Annotated in this window: 16 protein-coding genes; 6 read left to right on the top strand and 10 right to left on the bottom strand. The window is 43.4% G+C overall.

Annotation, left to right across the window (positions count from 1 at the left end):
* Positions 1 to 304 precede the first annotated feature (304 nt).
* Positions 305 to 1,432, bottom strand: a complete 1,128-nt coding sequence (locus BM318_RS03820) for a helix-turn-helix domain-containing protein (protein ID WP_092980807.1) — start codon at positions 1,430 to 1,432, stop codon at positions 305 to 307.
* Positions 1,433 to 1,755: 323 nt separating this feature from the next.
* Positions 1,756 to 2,319, bottom strand: coding sequence for a mycothiol transferase (locus tag BM318_RS03815; protein ID WP_092980806.1), 564 nt, complete (start codon positions 2,317 to 2,319; stop codon positions 1,756 to 1,758).
* A gap of 604 nt (positions 2,320 to 2,923) precedes the next feature.
* On the opposite strand from BM318_RS03815, the gene BM318_RS03810 reads away from it, so the two are divergent.
* The 6 genes from BM318_RS03810 to BM318_RS03785 all read left to right on the top strand — a co-directional run bounded on the left by BM318_RS03810 (position 2,924) and on the right by BM318_RS03785 (position 9,846).
* Positions 2,924 to 4,147, top strand: coding sequence for a site-specific integrase (locus BM318_RS03810; RefSeq protein ID WP_092980805.1), 1,224 nt, complete (start codon positions 2,924 to 2,926; stop codon positions 4,145 to 4,147).
* Between the two features lie 294 nt (positions 4,148 to 4,441).
* Positions 4,442 to 4,759 (top strand): DUF6660 family protein, encoded by a 318-nt coding sequence (locus BM318_RS14535; RefSeq protein WP_092980804.1) that lies wholly within the window; start codon positions 4,442 to 4,444, stop codon positions 4,757 to 4,759.
* 57 nt (positions 4,760 to 4,816) lie between these two features.
* Complete coding sequence (locus BM318_RS03800) at positions 4,817 to 6,997, top strand: TonB-dependent receptor (protein WP_177218251.1); 2,181 nt, start codon at positions 4,817 to 4,819, stop codon at positions 6,995 to 6,997.
* A gap of 14 nt (positions 6,998 to 7,011) precedes the next feature.
* Entirely contained in the window at positions 7,012 to 7,428 is a 417-nt protein-coding gene (locus BM318_RS03795) for a Fur family transcriptional regulator (RefSeq protein WP_092980802.1), read from the top strand.
* A gap of 55 nt (positions 7,429 to 7,483) precedes the next feature.
* On the top strand, positions 7,484 to 7,858 hold the full coding sequence (locus tag BM318_RS03790) for a DUF3703 domain-containing protein (RefSeq protein WP_092982057.1): 375 nt from the start codon (positions 7,484 to 7,486) through the stop codon (positions 7,856 to 7,858).
* Complete coding sequence (locus BM318_RS03785; protein ID WP_092980801.1) at positions 7,855 to 9,846, top strand: heavy metal translocating P-type ATPase; 1,992 nt, start codon at positions 7,855 to 7,857, stop codon at positions 9,844 to 9,846. The genes BM318_RS03790 and BM318_RS03785 overlap by 4 nt, the downstream gene beginning before the upstream one ends.
* A 63-nt stretch (positions 9,847 to 9,909) precedes the next feature.
* Here the strand turns inward: BM318_RS03785 and BM318_RS03780 are convergent, their stop codons facing one another.
* The 8 genes from BM318_RS03780 to BM318_RS03745 are packed head-to-tail and all read right to left on the bottom strand — an operon-like array spanning position 9,910 to position 21,615.
* Entirely contained in the window at positions 9,910 to 11,676 is a 1,767-nt protein-coding gene (locus BM318_RS03780) for an efflux RND transporter periplasmic adaptor subunit (protein ID WP_092980800.1), read from the bottom strand.
* Positions 11,673 to 12,389 carry a PepSY domain-containing protein gene (locus tag BM318_RS03775; RefSeq protein WP_092980799.1) on the bottom strand — a complete coding sequence of 239 codons (717 nt, stop codon included), beginning with the start codon at positions 12,387 to 12,389 and terminating at the stop codon, positions 11,673 to 11,675. Before BM318_RS03775 ends, BM318_RS03780 begins: the two co-directional genes overlap by 4 nt.
* Positions 12,389 to 14,896 carry a heavy metal translocating P-type ATPase gene (locus BM318_RS03770; protein WP_092980797.1) on the bottom strand — a complete coding sequence of 836 codons (2,508 nt, stop codon included), beginning with the start codon at positions 14,894 to 14,896 and terminating at the stop codon, positions 12,389 to 12,391. Before BM318_RS03770 ends, BM318_RS03775 begins: the two co-directional genes overlap by 1 nt.
* Positions 14,893 to 15,603, bottom strand: coding sequence for an acetolactate decarboxylase (locus BM318_RS03765; RefSeq protein WP_092980796.1), 711 nt, complete (start codon positions 15,601 to 15,603; stop codon positions 14,893 to 14,895). Before BM318_RS03765 ends, BM318_RS03770 begins: the two co-directional genes overlap by 4 nt.
* 3 nt (positions 15,604 to 15,606) lie before the next feature.
* Complete coding sequence (locus tag BM318_RS03760; protein WP_092980795.1) at positions 15,607 to 16,080, bottom strand: DUF305 domain-containing protein; 474 nt, start codon at positions 16,078 to 16,080, stop codon at positions 15,607 to 15,609.
* 8 nt (positions 16,081 to 16,088) lie between these two features.
* Positions 16,089 to 16,634 carry a DUF3347 domain-containing protein gene (locus BM318_RS03755; protein ID WP_092980794.1) on the bottom strand — a complete coding sequence of 182 codons (546 nt, stop codon included), beginning with the start codon at positions 16,632 to 16,634 and terminating at the stop codon, positions 16,089 to 16,091.
* Between the two features lie 11 nt (positions 16,635 to 16,645).
* Complete coding sequence (locus BM318_RS03750) at positions 16,646 to 17,866, bottom strand: TolC family protein (protein WP_092980793.1); 1,221 nt, start codon at positions 17,864 to 17,866, stop codon at positions 16,646 to 16,648.
* The gene (locus BM318_RS03745; RefSeq protein ID WP_092980792.1) at positions 17,863 to 21,615 is read right to left on the bottom strand and encodes an efflux RND transporter permease subunit; all 3,753 of its coding nucleotides are present in this window, start codon (positions 21,613 to 21,615) and stop codon (positions 17,863 to 17,865) included. The genes BM318_RS03750 and BM318_RS03745 overlap by 4 nt, the downstream gene beginning before the upstream one ends.
* Positions 21,616 to 21,619: the final 4 nt, after the last annotated feature.

The raw sequence follows: 21,619 nt of genomic DNA, 5'->3' as shown, positions 1-21,619 counted from the left end.
CTGTTCCATCGGGCAATAAGACCAAAAAATAGTTTTTGAGTCCCCCAGTTCCCGTGAAGGGATTGTAGGGTGTGTTTTTAGTGGCTAGAAATAACCTTTCTGAAGGGGAACTAGGTTCTGAAGTACTCTCCTCTTTTGAACATGAGGATTGCACCGTTAGTAAGCATGAAAATACTAGAAGAATTAGCTTTTTTGAATTTCTCATTACAGATCGATTTTGATTGATGGATCCAAATTTGAGAAAGGTGTAAATACCAATCGTCCCAAAAGATAATATGGGACTTAATAGCTAACACTTGAAGTATTAAGCGGAGTGCATATTTATTCTTTGAAACTGCAATGGTGTAAGTCCGGTTGATTCTTTGAAAATCCTATTCAGAGAAGATTTGGAATTGAATCCACTTTCAAGGCCTAATGCCAGAATTGTATATTGTTGGTTTTCCGATTTGATCAATTCATTTTTTAAATATGCAACGCGATAACTATTAACAAAATCATAGAAGGATTTCTCCGCTTTCGAATTGATGGTTTGCGAGACCTGATTTATCGTAACCTGCAATTCTTTTGCCAGATCGTCTATTCGGAGCTGGGGTTTCAAAAACCACTGCTCATCTTCAATCAGCTTTTTGATCTGATGATACAGCTTGTTCATTTTTTCTTCGGTCAAGGACGAAGACTTATATTTTTCGAAAGTTTCTTTATGTCCACTATCGTGAGCTCCAATGGCTTTAAAATCTGCAATAGCATAGTGTCGAATTCCATGAAAACAAACATAGAATAAGGCAATTGTTAGACTTAAATAAAACAGATAAGACAATAGACCTTCATAAGAGGGTTGTTTTAGATGTCTTAATAGCGTAATAGTCATAGCGAGGCAAATGGTAAAAAGGTAGGCTTTGGTAAAACTCCCTAGCCAACGCATATTGATATTATCAATATTTGAAAAACTTCCCTTAAGGGATAGGGTATATCCTTTCAGCCGGAATAAGAACCAGATTAATAGGACTATCTGATATACATAGTGCGCAATGTAGAAGAGTAAATACTTTGGTGGAGCAGCCTCATAGATTTCTTTTATCTGTTCTGATGTGGAAGTCTTTTTGCTGATTCCCATATCATAAAAAAGAAATAGTGTAAAGAGGACTGCTAAACTAAAACTCCATAGCCAAACAGGTTTAAATTTTTGATTTGGAGAAATAAGTACGAGTCCGTAAATCAATAATAGTGGGAAGAAATAAAACTCAGTCAGCGATTGAACGCAATACGTCCAGATGGTATAGTCGTAAGGCAAAATGAAACCGACAAACTTGATTCCAATGGCTAACAGAACTACAAACAACCACCAATCACTAGGAATTTTTCGCTTTTTCGCCAGAATAAATACCATAAGCACAATTAGGATACCTACTCCGGGATAGGTCAAATGTTCCATGTTTGATAATTAATTATTTCACGCTGAAGAATGTCTCCTTTTCTAATACCTATCAGTGATACGTAGTGAGCTTCACTTTATTCGAACTGAAATTATTAAAAATATTAGAGTGCTTTTTGGATTTACTGACATGCATCAAAAATGATATTATTGATGAACTTGTAACCCGCTGTATTTTTGGCCTTGTTCGTGACTCACGAGGCAGAAGATATTGATGCGAGGCGCGCGATGATTCCCGATATTTTTAAGTACGGCTGGAGGAGCAATAAGGAGGTAGCAACTTTTTATTTGCTGGATTCTATACGTAGCCCAACAGTGGTGGTTTACTCGGGTAACCTGTTCTTAATTGTCCCTATTTGACCCATATGATTGGCCGAATGCTCCATAACATGGAACCAGACCCAATGGTAATTGATGCCCTCCTCGATATTTGAAGCAAACCATTCATCGTCTTTGGTTTTAAGTCCGGTCAGTGTTTTTCGACGGACTTCGTCCCACAGATCCAGATAATGCTGGATCGGTCTTCCCTGAAGTATTTTTTTGGTTTCATTGTTAAGCTCTCCTGCCAATCCTAACCGGGCACGCTCATCTTCCGTCCATTGCCGGTCTTCTAAGGTTTCTATTTGATAATAGGCTTCTGTAGAAACCAAATGCATGACCAAAGCCCCAATGCTGTTTGCATACTCGTCGTATTGGAAATCGGTCTGGGTTTGGTCCAGATCCTTTACCTGTTCCGTTATCCTGGCCTTCAGATCTTCCAGCATACTGACCATTATGCCAATATTGGGCGTGTAACCTTCTATTGGTTTGATTTCATATTGGGCATTTGCAAATGAAAGCGAAAGGCAAGCGATTATTAATGCTGTCTTTTTCCGTAGTGTGTTCATGGAAATATTGTGTTTAAGTAATGCTTATACTACTGATTCCCTGAAAGCAACTTTATACCGACGCAGATATGGTAACCGACACCTCTATTTCTCAGGGCATTTACTAAATAAGACGTAAAATATCAGGAATGGGTTGCCTGAATGCACCCACTATTTTAGCCGGGATTCTTTTCTCGGCCAATGGCCTCGAAAAGGGCCCGAAAGGGTGGGTGAATGCACCCACTATTTTAATCCGGGATTCTTTTCTCGCCCCATTGGCTCGAAAAGGGCCCGAAAGGGTGGGCCTTCAAATCGTGCAAAACCCTTCTCGCCGGCGCTAGCCGGCGGGAAGGGTTTTTCCATTTATACTCACTGAAAAGCAAGCTTTCCGTTCGCAAAATGAAAAAACCCTTCGCACTTTCGTGCGAAGGGTTTTGCGCGTTCTGCGGTCTGGACGGGACTCGAACCCGCGACCCCCTGCGTGACAGACACGTCATTTATGGTTTTAATTGATTTTAAAAATAATTAAATAACTGTTTTTCAGTAAATTAAAAATTATATAAAACCATATAGAACCAAATAATACCTATATTTGTTTATAAATAGTTTATAAATTTATAAACACATGCTAACCACAAAAGTCCTTCTAAACAAAGTACGACAAAAACAGGACGGAACATTTCCGCTGGTGATACGCATCACCTATAATCGTAAATCTATATATCTGCCCTTGGGCTACAACTTGGCTGAAAAAGACTTCGATGCCAAGAATCAACGTATAAGGCCTTCAAGTAAAATAGCTTCCAATATTACGCGGCTGAACAACGGAATACAAGAAAAGTTGAAGAAGATTTACGACACCGTTTCCCGCTTGGAGGAAGATGGTAAAATTGAAAGTTTGTCGATGTCCTCAATCAAAAAAGAAATAGAGGGTAAGTCCGTTGGCAACATGGACTTTTATCAATTCATCGATTCTCTAATTCTAGATTTTAAAAAGGCCGGAAAATATGGCAATGCAGAAATTTATAGGACCCTGAGAAATAGAATAGAAAAATTCCATGGAAAGCGTTCCCTTCCTTTCCGTCAAATCAACTACGCTTTTGTAAAGAAGTTGGAGACCAATCATTACGCTTCCGGAAATACGGCCGGTGGTTTAAGTGTGTATCTCAGAACTCTGAGATCGGTTTACAAAAAAGCTGTTAAGCACGGGATAGCCAAGGAAAATCACAATCCCTTTAACGATTATTCGATAAAGAACGGAACTCCTAAAAGACAATTTTTAAACAGTGAGCAATTACAAACTTTAAAGGAAGTATCAATTGAAGAGCCTCACTTGGCCAAGGCGCGAGACCTGTACATGGCTTCGTTTTACTTGCGGGGTATGAATTGGATGGATATGGCCTTGTTGAGAGGGGATAACGTACAAGGCGATTTTGAGCGGATAACGTATATAAGGGCCAAAACAAAGAACAAATTGTTTTCCATCAAAATAACCCCTGCTTTAAAGCAAATGCTCCTTGATTATAATAAGGGCAAGATTCAAAAGGATGATTATATCTTTCCTATACTCACTAAGGATGTATCCCAAAATCAAACCCATGAAACCATAAAAAACAAACGAAAAAGGCAGAATATTTATCTAAAGCGTTTGGCGGAAAGACTGGAGCTTCCAAGATTCACAATTTATACTGCCCGACACACCTATGCCAACATACTCAAAAGAAGCGGTGCACCGAGCAATGTGATACAGGATAGTCTTGGCCATACTACTGAGGCCATGACTCAAGCCTACCTTAGTTCATTTGAAACCAATGTCATTGACGACTATGATGCGAAAATTATGTCGTGACGCTTGAAGACCCTACATGGTTGTATAACTCTCAAAAAGCACTCTTTTTCTTCTTCTCCCTAACCACAAAAAGCACCCGATAGGGTGCTTAGATTCAAAGGCGCATGCAAATTATTTATGGATTTTTTAGTGCCGTAAAAGATGAATTAACGGAATTACTCAAAAAGAACGGAAAATGGGACTTAATACAATTATTCCTTGGTGAAATTTGATTAGTATCGTAAATCGGCCGTTATTTGACCCCCCCCAAACCTTTGCAACACAGTTGCACTGCAATTCTTCTATCTTTGCATTGTGAAGTTTCTAGCAGTCATATTGTCCTTCTATTTTTTGGCATTGAATTTCTTGCCATGTTCCGATGATGCCCCTGTCAACAATTTCGAAAATACGGAAGTACATGTTGATTTTGACCACAGGCAAGACCATGGCAACTGTGAACTGTGCTCACCTTTCTGCCATTGCCACTGCTGCCACTCCCATACGGTGGACTTTGGGATATTCGGATTTCAACCTATTGACGAGACAATATCCAATCGGGTATTCACTTACTGTGAAGGTTTCGGAATAAACTTCTCACCCTCCCTTCTTCAACCGCCCAAGAAAACCGTCTGACCCCAAGCGATAGAATCATCGCCCGCCACATTATTAAGACAGTTTATCCCAATTAATATGAATGAATACATTATGAGCTTTGGGCTCATGCTCCTGTTTTGTGCATTCGGCCATGCTCAGAACACATTGGAAATAAAAATCTTCACCGAAAAAGACCAAGAACCCTTGCTTGGCGCCACGGTATACATCCCATCCCTAGACAAGGGAGCGACCACGAATTTTGATGGGATTGCCATGCTTGATGAAATTCCCAATGGTACTTACCAAGTGCAGATTTCCTATTTGGGCTTTAAGACTTTGGTAACCTCTATTTCGGTTCCGGTCGATACGGAACTAACTTTCTACATGGAAGAAAGTGCCAACGCCTTGGACGAAGTAGTTTTACAATCAACACGAAGCACTCGGACAATCAAGAAAATACCCACACGAATCGAGTTTATCGGAGTTGAAGAACTAGGTGAAAAGGCGATTATGAACCCCACGAACATCTCGATGGTTCTTAGGGAGAGTACAGGAATACAGATGCAACAGACCTCATTGAGCAGTGCCAATACCAATATCAGAATTCAAGGACTGGACGGTCGTTATACACAACTATTGCGCGATGGTTTTCCGCTCTATGGTGGATTTTCCAGTGGACTGAGCATCTTACAGATTCCACCATTGGATCTAAGACAATTTGAGATAATAAAGGGAAGTTCGTCAACCCTTTACGGTGGTGGTGCCATTGCGGGATTGGTCAATATGGTCTCCAAAACCCCCGATGAAGACCCACAACTTGATATCATGCTGACCCAAACCCAGGCCCTTGGTAGCACCGTCAATGTATTTTATGGAGACCGGAAAAATAAATGGGGATGGACTCTCTATGGTTCCGGGCACTATCAAAAGGCATTCGACCCAGAAAATGATGGTTTCAGCAATTTGCCACATACCCAATCCATAAGTTTTAATCCTAAACTGTTTTACTACCCTTCAGAAAACACCACCGTCTGGTTTGGAATCAATGGAACCTATGATGACAGAATAGGTGGGGATATTACAAAAATTGAGGAAGGTGAAAATGGCATTCATCAATATACCGAAGAGAACCTTTCCAAACGTCTGAGCACCCAAGCAGTGTACGAGTCCCAATTGGATTCCGAGCAATCCATTTCCATAAAGAACAGCATCGCCTTTTTTGATAGGAGTTTGGAAATTCCCGATCTATCTTTCAAAGGCAGTCAGTGGAATACCTTTACCGAAGCAAGCTATCAAAAACAGGGTCTGAAAGCGGACTGGGTTCTAGGGGCAAACCTATATACTACATCATTTGATGAGCGGGACAACCCTTTGGAACGCGACCAAGACGACCTTACGGTGGGACTGTTCGTAAATAACATCCATGACCTATCGGAACATTGGATTCTTGAAACAGGTCTACGTACCGATTATGCGACGGATTGGGGCTTTTTTGCATTACCACGGGTCTCAATGTTGTTTAAGTCCAACGGCAGTTTTTCAAGTAGGCTCGGTGGTGGATTGGGGTACAAAATCCCCGATATTTTTACTGAGGAAGCAGAATTCATCAACTTCAGAAACATAAGGCCCATAGATAAAAGTAACCTTGAAGCGGAACGCTCCTACGGCCTTAATCTGGACTTCAACTATCAAACCAGACTGTTGGACAACGTTAGTTTCTCCATAAACCAATTGTTCTACCTAACAGCGATACGAGATGGATTGCTACTGACCCCAGTGGATGATGAATTTTTTGAATTCGAGAATGCTTCCGGTGAAATTCTGAGCAGGGGTGCCGAGACCAACATCAAGTTCACCTATAAGGACTTTAGGTGGTTCTTGAACTATGCCCTCATCGATACCCGATTGAACTACCTTCCGGGCAACCCGCAAAAACCGTTAACGGCAAAACACAACGCTGGAAGTGTTTTAATGTACGAATCAGAAAAATGGCGTATTGGCTATGAGACTTACTACACAGGAAAGCAATTGCTTTCCAATGGTTTGGAAACGAGCGATTTTATTACCATGGGTTTGCTAGCTATGCGTAATTTTAAATGGGGAAGTGCTTTTGTCAACTTTGAGAATTTTACGGATAGGAGACAAAGCCGTTTTACGCCGTTGGTACTGCCCCCTCACGAAAATCCTACATTTCCAGAAATTTATGCCCCAACTGACGGGTTTATTTTTAGTGTAGGAATTATTTTAAAACCTTTCGGAAACGAAGACAACGATTAAACTAAGTGACGATTATGACGCCCTCGGATAAATTTTTGGAGAGTAAGGGAATAAGGCCAACGGCGATGCGCCTTTTGGTATTTCAGCATCTTGCCAAATCCAAAGTGGCCAGCACCCTTACGGATATAGAGAACACCTTCGCCAAAGCGGACAGGACCACCTTGTTCAGAACCCTGAAAACTTTTGAGCAAAAACGAGTCGTCCACCAAATAGACGACGGTTCCGGTATTATGAAATATGCACTATGCGAAGAAGGTTGTAATTGTGAATTGGAAAGAGACCTGCACCTACATTTTCACTGTACCAATTGTGGTGATACCCTTTGTCTAACCGAACAGAAAATTCCTCATATCAATCTACCCAAGGGATTTATTGCCGAAGATGCCAATCTGGTCCTGAAAGGAATATGTGATAATTGCAGTGGGCAATAAATGCACTTCCGTTGCACTTGTTCAGTTGATACCTTGGCAATTGAAAAAGGGCAACTTGAAATTCAATACAACTATTCCACACGATTTGAAAAGTCATTATTTGAAAGAGCTTGAACTATACCGTTCCTGTCTTCAAAACAATGATGTATTGACAGCTTGGCACCACCTTGAACGTTCCCATATTCTTGGTCAATCCTATCCGATCGAGCATACCTATACGCATTGGCTCATGCTGAAATTTGGGTTTCGTCAGCGAAACACAAAAGAAGTCTTGGGTCAAGTTTTACGTCTTTTGGTCGGTGGCTGGAAATCATTCATTGACCACGTACCTATTGGAAATACCGGCGGAAGCGATGTGCCACCATTGCGAAAAATGGAGCTACCGTCAGACTTGGCCCCAATATTGGGCAAATACCGACAAAGCAAATGAAAAAGAAAAAAGTTAACCTTCAGGACTTGGACCCGAAAGAACACCAGGGCGGACATAACTACGATGACGGACACAATCATAGCATTCCAGATGAAGCAACTAATTTTAAGACCTATCTACCGGCCATTTTCAGCCTTGTTCTGCTTATTACGGGTATCGCCATAGATTGTTTTGACACTTTTCCATTTTTCAAAGGGTGGGTGCGGATTGTTTGGTACACCGTAGCTTACATTCCCGTTGGTTTTCCTGTCATCAAAGAGGGCTGGGACAGTATTAGGAACGGCGATTTCTTTACGGAATTTTTCCTGATGTCCATTGCCACCCTGGGTGCATTTGCCATAGGCGAATATCCCGAGGGTGTGGCCGTGATGCTTTTCTATGCCGTAGGTGAGCTGTTCCAGAACGCAGCGGTAAATCGGGCGAAGGGAAACATTAAAGCCCTTTTGGATGCCCGACCCGATGAAGCATTGGTTTTTAGAAATGGTGATTTTATTTCGGTCAATCCCGAAACCGTCAAGATAGGCGAAAAGATTCAGGTACGTGTTGGTGAAAAAATTCCTTTAGATGGGGTTCTACTGTCCGAAAAAGCATCGCTAAATACAGCTGCCATTACTGGTGAAAGCAAACCCGATACCATCGCTCAAGGCGAAAAAGTCTTTGCGGGAAGCATCAACCTCGATGGTGTTATCGAAGTGGAAACGACAAAAGGATTTAAGGACAGTTCCATTGCGCGGATTCTGGATATGGTACAGAACGCTTCCGCTCGAAAATCAAAGACCGAACTGTTCATTAGAAAGTTCGCACGAATTTATACGCCCATTGTGGTTTTCTTGGCTATCGGACTTACATTTCTTCCCTATTTCCTTGTGGACGATTATGTATTCAGGGATTGGCTTTACAGGGCTTTGATATTTTTGGTGATTTCTTGCCCCTGCGCCTTGGTCATTTCCATTCCTCTGGGCTATTTCGGTGGTCTCGGTGCGGCATCCCGCAATGGGATACTATTCAAGGGTGCATCCTTCCTTGATGCCATGACCAAGGTGAATACAGTGGTAATGGATAAAACAGGCACTGTTACCAAAGGGGTGTTTAAAATCAAGGAAGTGGTAACCAAAAATAATTTCGCGCCTGCCCTGAGCGCAGTCGAAGGGGAAGCGGAATTTATGCAATACTTAATGGCGATGGAAGAACAATCCACCCATCCCATCGCAAAAGCCATATTGGAATACAAAGCGGATGGTGCGGGTTATGAAGCAACCGAAGTTTCGGAAGTTGCAGGAAAAGGATTAAAAGGTACAGTCAACGGAAAGCAGGTCTTGGTGGGCAATAAAGCTTTGATGGTTTCCAACGGTATCGATGTTCCCTCTGAGACCGATACTCTAGTCGAATCCATAGTAATGTTGGCCATTGACGGAAAGTTTGCTGGATACGTGACCATTGCTGATGAGTTGAAGGAAGATGCACACCAAGCTATTAAGCAACTACGTAATGCTGGGATTTCCAAAATCATAATGCTTTCGGGCGATAAGGATTCCATTACCCAACAGGTTTCCGAAGAGCTGAATATCGATTGGGCGAAAGGCGGGCTGTTACCGCAAGATAAATTGAACGAGGTAGAAGAACTTAAAAAGCAACCCGACACAACGGTCGCATTTATGGGCGATGGCATCAATGATGCGCCTGTACTCGCAGCAAGCGACGTAGGTGTCGCAATGGGCGGTTTGGGCAGTGATGTGGCCATTGAAACCGCAGACGTCATCATTCAGACCGACCAGCCGAGCAAGATTGCTAGGGCGGTCAAAATCGGTCGTTCTACTCGTAGGATTGTATGGCAAAACATAGGTCTGGCTTTCGGGGTGAAAATTATTGTTCTTATTCTCGGCGCTGGTGGTCTGGCCACGATGTGGGAAGCCGTATTTGCGGATGTAGGTGTGGCGTTGTTAGCCATTCTAAACGCGGTGCGGTTGCAGCGGATGAAATGGGAATAATCAGTTTAAAAAAGAATGATAGTTGAGACTATTTCATTCAAACCGTAAAATTCTTTCTTTACCTCATTTCAAAACTTCGACAACACTCCCACAAGTCAACATCGCATCCCCGTAGTAGGGGTTTCTAATATCTTCCTCAGCACTTAACCAAACTGCGCCTTTATTACTATTGGCCATAGGACATTGCTGCACATAGAGAGTATCGTCCAAAGATTTTAAGTTGCTGGCAATAGCCACCATATTTTCGTTTAGGATTACGAAATGGGTTCGTTGATTTTCTATATCCCGATTTACGGCAATTGCCTTTAACATTTCAATGATTTTGCTGAAATGGGCCTTTTCCATATTTCCTAGTTTAGAATCGTCAATTTCCTCCAATACTTCCATCATCGATTTTGCTTCCATAGAAGTTTGTTTGGCATCACTGGCAACCAGAGCGTCCTTCAACTTTAGGTAAGCTGGCAACCCTATTTCAAATTGTTCTTGAAATGAATCCGAAAACTCCATTTTCATCATTGCACTTGAATTGTCTGAAACCACATTTTCCTGCATTCCTATATGGCCTTCATGACCTGTCATTGTCCGGCCGCCTGCCTTGTTCATCATACTTTTCTTCCCCTGTAATTGGGCAGCAGCATCCACCGTAAAGGTGCCATTGGTGACTATTTCTTCTCCAGCTTTCAGACCAGATGTCACTTCAATTTGCTCACCAATTCTTGCCCCAAGCATTACTTCGCGCATTTCAAAAACGGGCTCATCCGATTTTACTTTCACATATACCAGTGAGCGTTCCCCTGTCCACATTACTGCGGAGGAAGGAACCATTAGTTCGGTTTCGCTTTTTCCAATTTTATCACCCTCTATGGTGCCCATCACGAACATCCCTGGCTTGAAGATATTATCCTGATTTTTCAGCGTAGCTCGAACCGTAACGGTTCTTGTGGCATTATTCAACATCGGGTCGATAAAAGATATTTTGCCATCGAAGGTTTTATTGGGATATGCATTGGTAGTGATACGAACACTTTGTCCCTTACTGAACAATGACAATTGACTTTCATAGGCATCAAATTCAGCCCAGACCGTATTTAGATTGCTCACCTTTACAATGGGTTGCCCTTTTTTGACATAATCGCCTTCTGCACTCATTACTTCTGAAACCGTTCCTGAAACTGTTGCATACACCGGGAAGTATTCTGTCACCTTTCCAGAACTTTCAATACCATCGATTTGGTTTTCAGATAGTTTCCAGAGTTTCAACTTGTTTCGAACAGCTTTATATAATTGTGGCTGTGAGGCTTTCAAAGATGCTGCGGTCAATAATTCTTGTTGGGCAGCTACTAATTCTGGAGAGTAAATGGAAGCCAGTAGTTGTCCTTTGCGTACTTCTTGCCCTTCATAGTTCACATTCAATCGTTCAATCCTCCCATCAAAATAACTGGCCTGAACGGCAATTGCTTCCTCATTGACGGCAATCTTACCTGACAAGTTAATGGTGTTGTCATTATCCGTTGAAGCAGAGCCTATGACTGTGGTCTGGATATTGGCCAAAGCAAGTGCATTATCTGTCATGGCGAATTGTTCAGGTGCCAAACCATCCTTACCCGATTCAGCGGGAATCAAATCCATGCCACAAATTGGGCAGTCTCCTTGCTCCGGCTGCATTATCTGAGGATGCATTGAACAAGTCCACATTTGACTTTCCGATGCCGCGCCATGGTTATGTTTATCTGCATCCATATTGCTTGAAGCTGAATCTCCAAAGAGCAAATAGCCTAACACCAATCCGATTATGGCTGCTATTCCTATGTAAATAATACCCTTCTTCATCTCTTTATTTTTAATCGTTTTTTCAATTTAATTAGTGAAGGTGAACTGATATACCATAATATAAATCCACTTAAAACCGTAATCAACCCCAACAGTGAAAACGCTCGAAGCACGGCGGTGTTAAAATCATCCCGACCTTCATAATCCATCGTATGGGTCATCCACAGAAAATCAAAAATGCGCCAATCACGATGGCGAACCGTTTGAAATTTTCCATCGATTGCCGAAACGTAAGCCTTCAAGTTATCTGCCCCTTGATATGAAATTACATAGGCCGGCAAGAGTTTTTCCCGATATTCATGATGTTTCCCAACTTCTTCAATAAGTTTCACATCGGCTACTTTTAATTCATCTTTCACGTAATTATTGGCAACATACAAGGCTTCGTCCTGGTTTATTGAGGATTTCATTTTGCCATCCAAAGCGTTGTACAAATGGCTCTTATTGATCCAGTAATAAGGCTGACCGTTAATGTCCCTGATTTCGATGGATTTGATGCCCTTTGGAACATTCAGTGATGAAGGTGCCATCAATCCCGAAAAGGCAGTAGGTTGGTAATCCATATTCTTGAAATGGTCCCCGTGGATGTCATCGATGTCCGTCCAGCTGAAGTACAACCCACTTACTGTCCACATCAAAAATTGGATGCCCAGAAAGATACCAAGGTATCTGTGGGATTTTCGAATCCAATTTGCTGTTTTTCTTTTAACCATTAGCTATCTATTTTGGTTGAACGCAGTCTCAATGCATTTGCGATTACCGAGACCGAACTAAAACTCATGGCCAATGCCGCAATCATGGGTGAAAGCAAAATCCCAAAGAAAGGGTACAATACCCCAGCGGCAACGGGCACTCCCAAGGTATTGTATATCAAAGCAAAAAATAGGTTTTGCTTGATATTCCTCATAACAACATCGCTGAGATTTCTGGCCTTGACTATCCCGTGCAGATCGCCTTTTACCAAGGTTATTGCAGCACTCTCAATGGCCACGTCCGTACCCGTGCCCATGGCAATACCCACATCGCTCTTTGCCAGGGCAGGTGCATCATTGATTCCATCACCTGCCATTGCCACGGATTTTCCTTCAGTCTGCAACCGTTCCACTTCTTTGAGTTTGTCCTCTGGGAGCATACTTGCTTTGAAGTCCGCAAGGTTCAGCTCACTGGCCACGGCCTGAGCAGTATCGTGGTTGTCTCCTGTAAGCATGATAACATCGATGCCCTTGTTCTGGAGTTCCTTGATTGCCTTGGCACTGGTCTCTTTGATTTTATCACCTATGACCACATATCCAACGACCTTACCATCAACAGCTAAATAGGAAACCGTTTTGCCCTGTTTCTGAAATTTCTTTGCTGTGTTTTCTTTCTCTTCGGAAATTTCAGCGTTGGCGTAGTCCATCATTTTAGGATTTCCCAGAGCGAGTTGTTTTCCGTCCACCTTACCTTCCACACCTTTACCAGTAACTGCATTGAAGTTATCGGCCTTATTTGCTTTCACCTTTTTTTCCTTTCCGTAAGCTACTGTGGCCTCTGCCAGCGGATGTTCACTATTGCTGTTGAGCGCAACTATGAATTCAAGTATTTGGGCCTCATCAAGACTATCATCAAATGAGCCTACTTTTTCCACAGTGGGTTTTCCCTCGGTGATGGTTCCTGTTTTGTCAACTATTAGCGTATCTACTTTGTCCATCTTTTCGAGGGCTTCAGCATTTTTGATAAGCACACCGTTCTGTGCACCCTTACCCACCCCAACCATCACAGACATGGGAGTTGCTAATCCCAAAGCACAGGGACAGGCGATGATCAATACGGCAATGGCATTCACAAGTGCATAGACATAGGCAGGTTCTGGTCCCCAAATCGCCCACACCCCAAAAGTGACAACAGCGATAAGGACCACGATGGGCACAAAATAGGCCGATACCGTGTCTGCCAGTTTTTGAATGGGGGCACGGCTCCGACTGGCCTCATTGACCATGGTGATAATTTGGGAAAGCAAGGTATCGCTGCCCACTTTTTCAGCTTTCATCAAAAAGGACTGGTTACCGTTGATGGTTCCACTGCTTACTTTATCGCCTTCCTCTTTGTTGACGGGAATGGGTTCCCCTGTTATCATGGATTCATCGATGGCACTGTGCCCTTCGGCGATGATGCCATCCACAGGAATTTTATCGCCTGGTTTCACTTTAAGTATATTACCAATTTCGATGTCATCGATAGGCACTTCAATTTCTTCGCCCTCGACCACCTTTATAGCTTTGTTGGGGGCAAGTTTGAGCAATTCCTTAACTGCAGAATTGGTCTTACTGTGCGCCCTGGCCTCCAAAACCTGACCTAAAAGCACCAAGGTCAAGATAACGGTAGCAGCCTCAAAATAGACGTGCACCGTTCCCTGCTCTGTTTTGAACTGTTCAGGAAAAACATCGGGTAGCAACATGCCCACCACACTGAAAAGCCACGCCACTCCCGCACCAATGCCTATGAGCGTAAACATATTCAGGTTCCATGTGACGATGCTGCGATACGCACGTTCGAAGAACATCCAAGTGGCATAAAAGACCACCGGAATCGAAAGCACGAACTGTATCCAGTTCCAATACTTTTGTTCCAAAACAGCGTACAAAGGATTGTTCGGTATCATTTCGCTCATAGCGATCAGGAAAATGGGCAAGGTGAAGGCAACCGCAACCCAAAATTTCTTGAGCAATCTTTTATAGGTCTTTTCCTCCGCTGACAGGTCGGGTTCCATCGGTACCAAGTCCATACCGCATATCGGGCAACTGCCAGGCTCGTCTTTTAAGACCTCTGGATGCATAGGGCAAGTCCATTGCCCATCGGAAGCATTTGAGGATAGATTTTGCTCCTCCACCAAATCCATTCCACAAACAGGACAATCACCGGGTTTGTCATAGGTTTTATCACCCTCGCAGTGCATCGGACAGTAAAATGTTCCCGTTCCCTTGCCTTTTGGTTTTTGTTCTTTTTTCTTTTCAACGTGATAGTGTTCTCCTGGTGGATGGATACTGTATGAACCGCCATCCTCTGCCAAGGCCCCCTGAAATCTTTCGATGGGTACATGGGATTCCATTTCAATGGTCGCCTCAGCTTTTTCTAAATCCACCGATACCTCATTTACCCCATCCACTTTTGCTAGTGCTTTCTCAACATGGGCTCTGCAACCGTTGCAGGTCATTCCGTGTATATGATAGGTGTGCTTCATTTTTTTGGCAGTTTAAGTTTTGTATCATTTCCCAATTGCAAGTCATCAACATGCCCCGCCAATGAACGGTCTTCGGTTTTAAAGTGTATATGGATATTTGTTGAATGATGCGTGAACACAGTTTTGTGATGCAATGAAAAGAAACCGATTATTTCGACCTCTTTCTCCTTTATTGTTCCATTAAGCCCAGAATTCCTATGTTTTTCATGTGTATGTAGCGTATCCCCTTCAGGCCAGTCAATAACATGCCAATCGAGTGAGGAAATCTCACCTTCAACAAGGAAAGGAAAAGGTCTACCCATATCAAGCCCTTTGTTCATAGCACTTACCTGAATGAATTCTTCCAAAGCAACTTTGGTTTTGACTGATGCGGGAATAGTAATTTCAGTCCATACTGGTATCTGGGCATATACCAATAGAGAGGCACTTTCATCAAATGAAGAATCGATGATGATCTTTTCGTTTTCAACGCGGGCGTTTACCGGTGAGCCATTGAAAATCTGAATCTCTCCCTTTAGGTTTGAAGCTGCTCCTAGCGCATAAAGATTGTCCTTGCCCTTCAAAGAGTCCAGTTGTACAACAGTATTCAAATCACCTTTCATAAGGGTTCGCAATGCACCATTATGGTACACTTTACCCATGGGTTCCTTATTGTTATTACAACTTACAAGAACAATTAACAACAGGGACAATCTTATTAGCTTCATACCCTAATCTTTTGCGTTTTCCAATCGATATATCATCTTTTTCATCTGTGCAATCTCGCGCTCCTGTGCCTCAATGATTTCCTCCGCAAGCTTTATGGCCTCCGGATCCTTTAAATGCGCTTTCTGGCTTACCATTATGGCACTGGAGTGATGCGGTATCATCGCCTTCATCCATTGCACATCGGAAATAAATACCTGTTGGCGTAATCCATATAAAGTGGCAACAAAGACTATTGCCGAAAGCCCCATGATAATATAGTTCAGCTTCCTGTTTTTGTACATGCCCCACATGAAAAGCATCATGGAAATGGCCATGGGTGCTATCATCAGTATGGTCATGTAGGTACGTGTATTGCTTAGCATAACATGGTCATAGACATCAGCGTTCAAAAACATGACGGCGTACATTACCATAAAGGATACCCCCATCATTAGGGCAAATTTTCCGTAGTTACTCTTGTTGTTATCATTTTCCATAGCGATTCTTATTTAGAGATTGTTTCCGTTACTTTTCCACACTTCAACATTTTGACCCCGAAATAGGGATTGCGGATTTCATCCACATCACTCAACCAATGGCCTCCAGTGTTGTTAAAAGCCATAGGGCAAAATTGTTTGTAAATGGTTCCTTCACCCAGACCCTCCTTGAACAAAGGCTCGACCTCCTTTCCAAAGTCGGAAAATAGTTTTCGCTGCTTCTCAATATCATCAGCTTCCGATAGCTCCATAGCCAAGGATTTTAATTGTGCCCGCTCTTCTCCAAAGCTTTCAGCAAGATTGCCCGCAGCTGTTTGCACCCCTTTGGCATCGCTGTTCACCAAGGCGGTACGAACCTGTAGGTAATTGTGCCATGCCTTTCCGGTCATGCCGTCCACAAAAGAGGCATCCGCTATATCTGGACTCTGTTCTTTCTGTTGCACCACTTCTTCAGGAGTGTTCATTTTGGCATCCTGACGGTTCTTGTTCTCTTTGCAGCTAGCCGTTATAGTCAATGCCATTGCTACTATTATTATTTTAAATTTTGTGTTCATTGTTACGATTTTTAGTTTATTAAATAATTTATAAGTGCCGACTGCACATAGTACAGTTGCACGGATTGAATTTGATTGAGTTGAAATTTTAATTGCAGTTCTTGAATGTCCAGCACGTCATTGAAATCTATGGTGCCCGTTTCATAGTTCTTCAACAGGATTTGCTCCGCATCTTTTGCCTGTTTTATATTTTTGGTCTGGGTATCGAATGCGATACGGGCTTCATTGCGCTGAGCTACCGCTCTTGCAAAAGCAGTTTCCAATACGTTCGATCTTTCCTGTTTCTGGAAATTGATTTCCTGCTTGCGGAGTTCATTTTGTTTGGTTCTGGAACCATACTGCTTGTTGAAAATGGGAATGGATAGGGATACCATGGGCATCACTATATCTTTTCCGTTATCGCTAAAGGTCATATCTGGCCTTTCCTCAACCGGAATAAAATCCAGACCGACTCCGAACATAGGTCCCCTTTCTTTTTGGTTCAGTAATTCGGCTTGGGCAACGGACTCGTACATTTTATCAAAGCGCAGCAGTTCGGGATTCAACTGAATGCTGTCGGAAGTAATAGGGTCATTTTCGGGAATAACCATTTCTTCTACCACCTCGATCGCCAAACTAGGATTCCGATTCAACAATGCATTAAAATTGGCTTGCTCTGCTGTAAACTGTTCTTGCAAGATTTCCTTTTGCTGTTGTAGCTCATTTTGGCGTATCTGTAATCGCAATACGTCAACGGCACTGGCCTTACCCACTTCAACGGAAGTCAGTGCCAGTTCTTCATAGGTCTTTAGCAATTGGACATTCTCATCCAAAACCCTCTGCTTTGCCTGTAAGCCATACAGTATATAATAGGATTGTGCCACGGACAATGCCAATTTTCGTTTGGCCACCAGATAGTCCACATAATCGGTCTCTGCCATGGTAGCGGCATATTTTTCACGTGTGGAAACCGTTCCGAACCACGGCAACATCTGCCTTGCCGAAAACCGTGCTTTTTGGGCACCCGTTCTGGTTTCAGGCTCGCTCATAAAATAGCCCGCTCCGAATTCGGTATTGGGAATCCAATTGGCTTCATTCACCTTTTCTTTGGCAATGTTGTAGCGCAGCTCGTATGCCTGGATATTTGGATTGTTTCTTTGAGCCTCCTCGATAAAAGACTGTAATTGTTGTGCAGTCCCAAAAGCGGAAACAAACAAAAGACCGATGATGATAATTATGTTGTTCGTTTTCATCTGCTAAGCTTTTTAAGTTGAACTTCTTTTCGCCATCCAAACAGCACGGGTACCACGAAGAGTGTAATCAGCGCAATGAGCATTCCCCCGAACGATGGTATGGCCATGGGAATCATGATATCGCTTCCCCGTCCCGTTGAGGTCAAAATAGGAAGCAAGGCCAGTATGGTGGTCGCGGTGGTCATCAAACAGGGGCGGATGCGCTTTTCACCTGCTTCGACCACGGAATCGCGAACTCCTTTTACATCATCAGGTTTGTTCCTATCAAAAGTTTGGGTGAGGTAGGTCGCCATCACCACACCATCATCCGTGGCGATACCAAAAAGGGCTATAAACCCTACCCAGACGGCCACACTTAGGTTAATCGTGTGCATCTGAAAGAGGTCGCGCCAATTTTCCCCGAACAAATGAAAATTGAAGAACCATTCCTGTCCGTACAACCAAATCATGATAAAGCCACCCGCAAAGGCAACTGCTATTCCGGTAAAGACCATTAAGGAAGTGGCCACACTTCTAAACTGGAAGTACAGAATCAAGAAGATGATAACGAGTGCCAATGGTACAACCACAGACAAGGTCTTCTCGGCCCGTAGCTGATTTTCATAGGTTCCTGTAAAGGCAAAGTTGATTCCTTTGGGAACAATCAGTTCACCACTATCAATTTTGGCCTGAATAGCTGCTTGTGCATTCTCTACCACATCCACTTCCGCAAAACCATCCAACTTGTCGAACAGCACGTATCCCACCAAAAAAGTATCCTCGCTCTTGATGACTTGTGGTCCTTGTTCATAGCGAATCTTTACCAATTCGCTAAGTGGCACCGGACTTCCCTTGGAAACTGGCACATAAATATTCTTCAAATCGTCAGGGTTGGCCCTCAGCTCCCTTGGATAACGTACTCGAACGGCATATCGCTCCCTACCTTCCACGGTCTGGGTCAATGGCATGCCGCCAACTGCAATCGACAGTATTTTTTGGACGTCCTCAATAGTGACGCCGTAGCGTGCCAGTCGCTCGCGGTCAATGTCAATAAGCAAATAGGGTTTTCCAACAATTCGGTCCGCAAAAACCGCCTGTTCCTTGACACCTTCTGCAGTTTTCAAAATGCCTTCCAACTGGAGTCCAAACGCCTCTATCTCCCTTAAATCCTGACCTTTTACCTTAATGCCCATAGGTGCGCGCATCCCCGTCTGTAGCATGACCAAACGGGTCTCGATGGGCTGTAGTTTTGGTGCGGATGTTACCCCGGGCAATTTGGTCACCTTAACAATTTCATTCCAAATGTCATCGGGGGATTGTATTTCAGGTCGCCAGTTACGGAAATATTCTCCGTCATTATCGGGAATCAACTGGTCTCTTTCTATGCGATAGGGATTTGCCACTTGTCTTTTTGAATAATCGGCTTCTCCTTTAATCTCAAGATTGGGATTGGCCACCACTTTTCCATTCTTTAGCTCAAAAAAACCATCCTCGTTCACTTTAAAGCGTTGTGGCTCCCCTTCTTCATTATGTTCGTACTCGGAACGATATTGAATCACATTCTCGTACATGGAGAGTGGTGCTGGATCTAAAGCGGATTCCGTGCGACCTGCCTTTCCGACAACGGTCTCAATTTCGGGAATGCTGGCCACCGCCATATCCAATTGCCGCAAAACACGTTTGTTCTCTTCTACTCCAGCATGTGGCAAAGAGGTGGGCATCAAAAGGAACGAGCCTTCGTTGAGCGAGGGCATAAATTCCTTCCCCGTATTTCGCATGATAAGTATTCCGCACACCACGATGATAGTAGGAATTGAAAGAAAAAGGAATTTATTTCGTAAAGCCCATCGCAATATTTGCGTATAGTACATTCTAAAGACCCAAAACGTTCCCAAAAGTCCGAAGCTGATGATGCCCACAAAAATCAGGTTCATCAAAACGCTCCGGTCAAATCCCAAAGGCCTCCAATACACCGCCAACAGAAAGACAATTGCGACTGCTGATACCAGGATAGTTCCCAGATTGTATTGTTTTTGGGTAAGTATATCCCTCAATGCCAATAGTGCCATACTCCCAAAGGCTACCAACACCAATCCGAGCCAATAGCCAAAGAACACTGCCGTAAAGCCCAGAATTATGAGTGTCCCATGGATGATATATCTGGAAAAGGTTTTTAGTTTTTGCTTTTTGAAAAAATAAGCGGCAAAAGGTGGTATCAGGAAAAGTGCTACGATAATTGATGCAGTAAGGGCCATGGTTTTGGTAAAGGCCAAAGGGCGAAACAATTTTCCCTCGGCTCCTACCATGGTAAATACAGGAATAAAACTGATGATAGTGGTCAGTACGGCCGTTAGAATGGCTCCTGAAACTTCTGCCGTGGCATTGTAGACCACACTATTGATGGGCAATTGTTCCTTTTCAGGTCTTCCATCGTTCTCGTCAATGTGTCGGATAATATTTTCGGAAAGGATGACCCCCACATCCACCATGGTTCCAATGGCAATGGCGATACCTGATAAGGCCACGATATTTGCATCTACCCCGAACATTTTCATGGAGATAAAGACCATCAAAACGGCCACGGGAAGCAATCCTGAAATCAGGATGGAGGCCCTTAGGTTGAACACCATAACGATGATGACCAACACCGTAATCAGGATTTCCAAGGTCAGTGCTTCATTGAGTGTTCCCAAAGTCTCTTGGATGAGTTCGGTACGGTCATAAAACGGGACGATGGTCACTTGGGAGGTTCGTCCGTCTGCCAGTTCTTTTGTGGGCAAACCTGATGAAAGTTCTGTGATCTGGTCCTTGACATTATTGATGACTTCCAAAGGATTGGCTCCATATCGGGCGACCACAACACCACCGACCACTTCGGCACCTTCCTTGTCCAATAACCCCCTGCGGGTGGCAGGCCCTAAGTTCACTTGTGCCACATCCTTTATTCGAATTGAGGTGTAGTTTTCGGCATCCACTACTGCATTTTCGATGTCAGCGATAGACTTCACATAGCCCAATCCACGTACTAGATATTCTGCTTGATTGATTTCCAAGGTCTGCGCGCCAATGTCCTGATTGGATTGCTTGACGGCCTTTACCACATCACTCAAATGAATATTGTATTGACGCATCAGTTCAGGGTTTACGTCAATCTGGTATTCCTGAACATAACCACCAATGGAAGCTACTTCAGAGACCCCGCTTGCCGTAGAAAGGGCATATTTCACATAATAATCCTGTATGCTTCGAAGTTCGTGCAAGTCCCAACCACCTGTGACATCACCCTCTTTATCGCGACCCTCCAAGGTGTACCAAAAAATCTGCCCAAGGCCTGTAGCATCAGGGCCAAGGGAAGGATTTACCCCATCAGGCAGCAACCCCGCTGGAAGGGAATTCAATTTTTCGAGTATTCGGCTTCGTGACCAGTAGAATTCGATATCCTCCTCAAAAATGATGTAGATGCTGGAAAATCCGAACATCGAGGAACTACGAATGGTTTTAACCCCTGGTATCCCCAGCAAGGATGTAGTAAGCGGATAGGTAATCTGGTCTTCGATGTCCTGTGGCGACCGACCGTCCCACTTGGTGAAGACAATCTGTTGGTTTTCCCCTATATCGGGAATGGCATCCACTGCGACGGGATTATTAGGTAAAAATCCTATATCCCATTTAAAAGGTGCATGGACGATGCCCCAGCCCACAAAGAGTGCCAATAGCAATAAGGCTACCAACTTATTTTCAATCAGGAATTTTATTGCTTTGTTCAGCATATGA

Origin of the sequence: Robiginitalea myxolifaciens (genome assembly GCF_900115205.1) — a bacterium.
GTDB classification, from domain to species: Bacteria; Bacteroidota; Bacteroidia; order Flavobacteriales; family Flavobacteriaceae; genus Robiginitalea; species Robiginitalea myxolifaciens.
The sequence above is the reverse complement of the archived record's forward strand: the minus strand, read 5'-3'. Positions and strand labels throughout refer to the sequence as shown.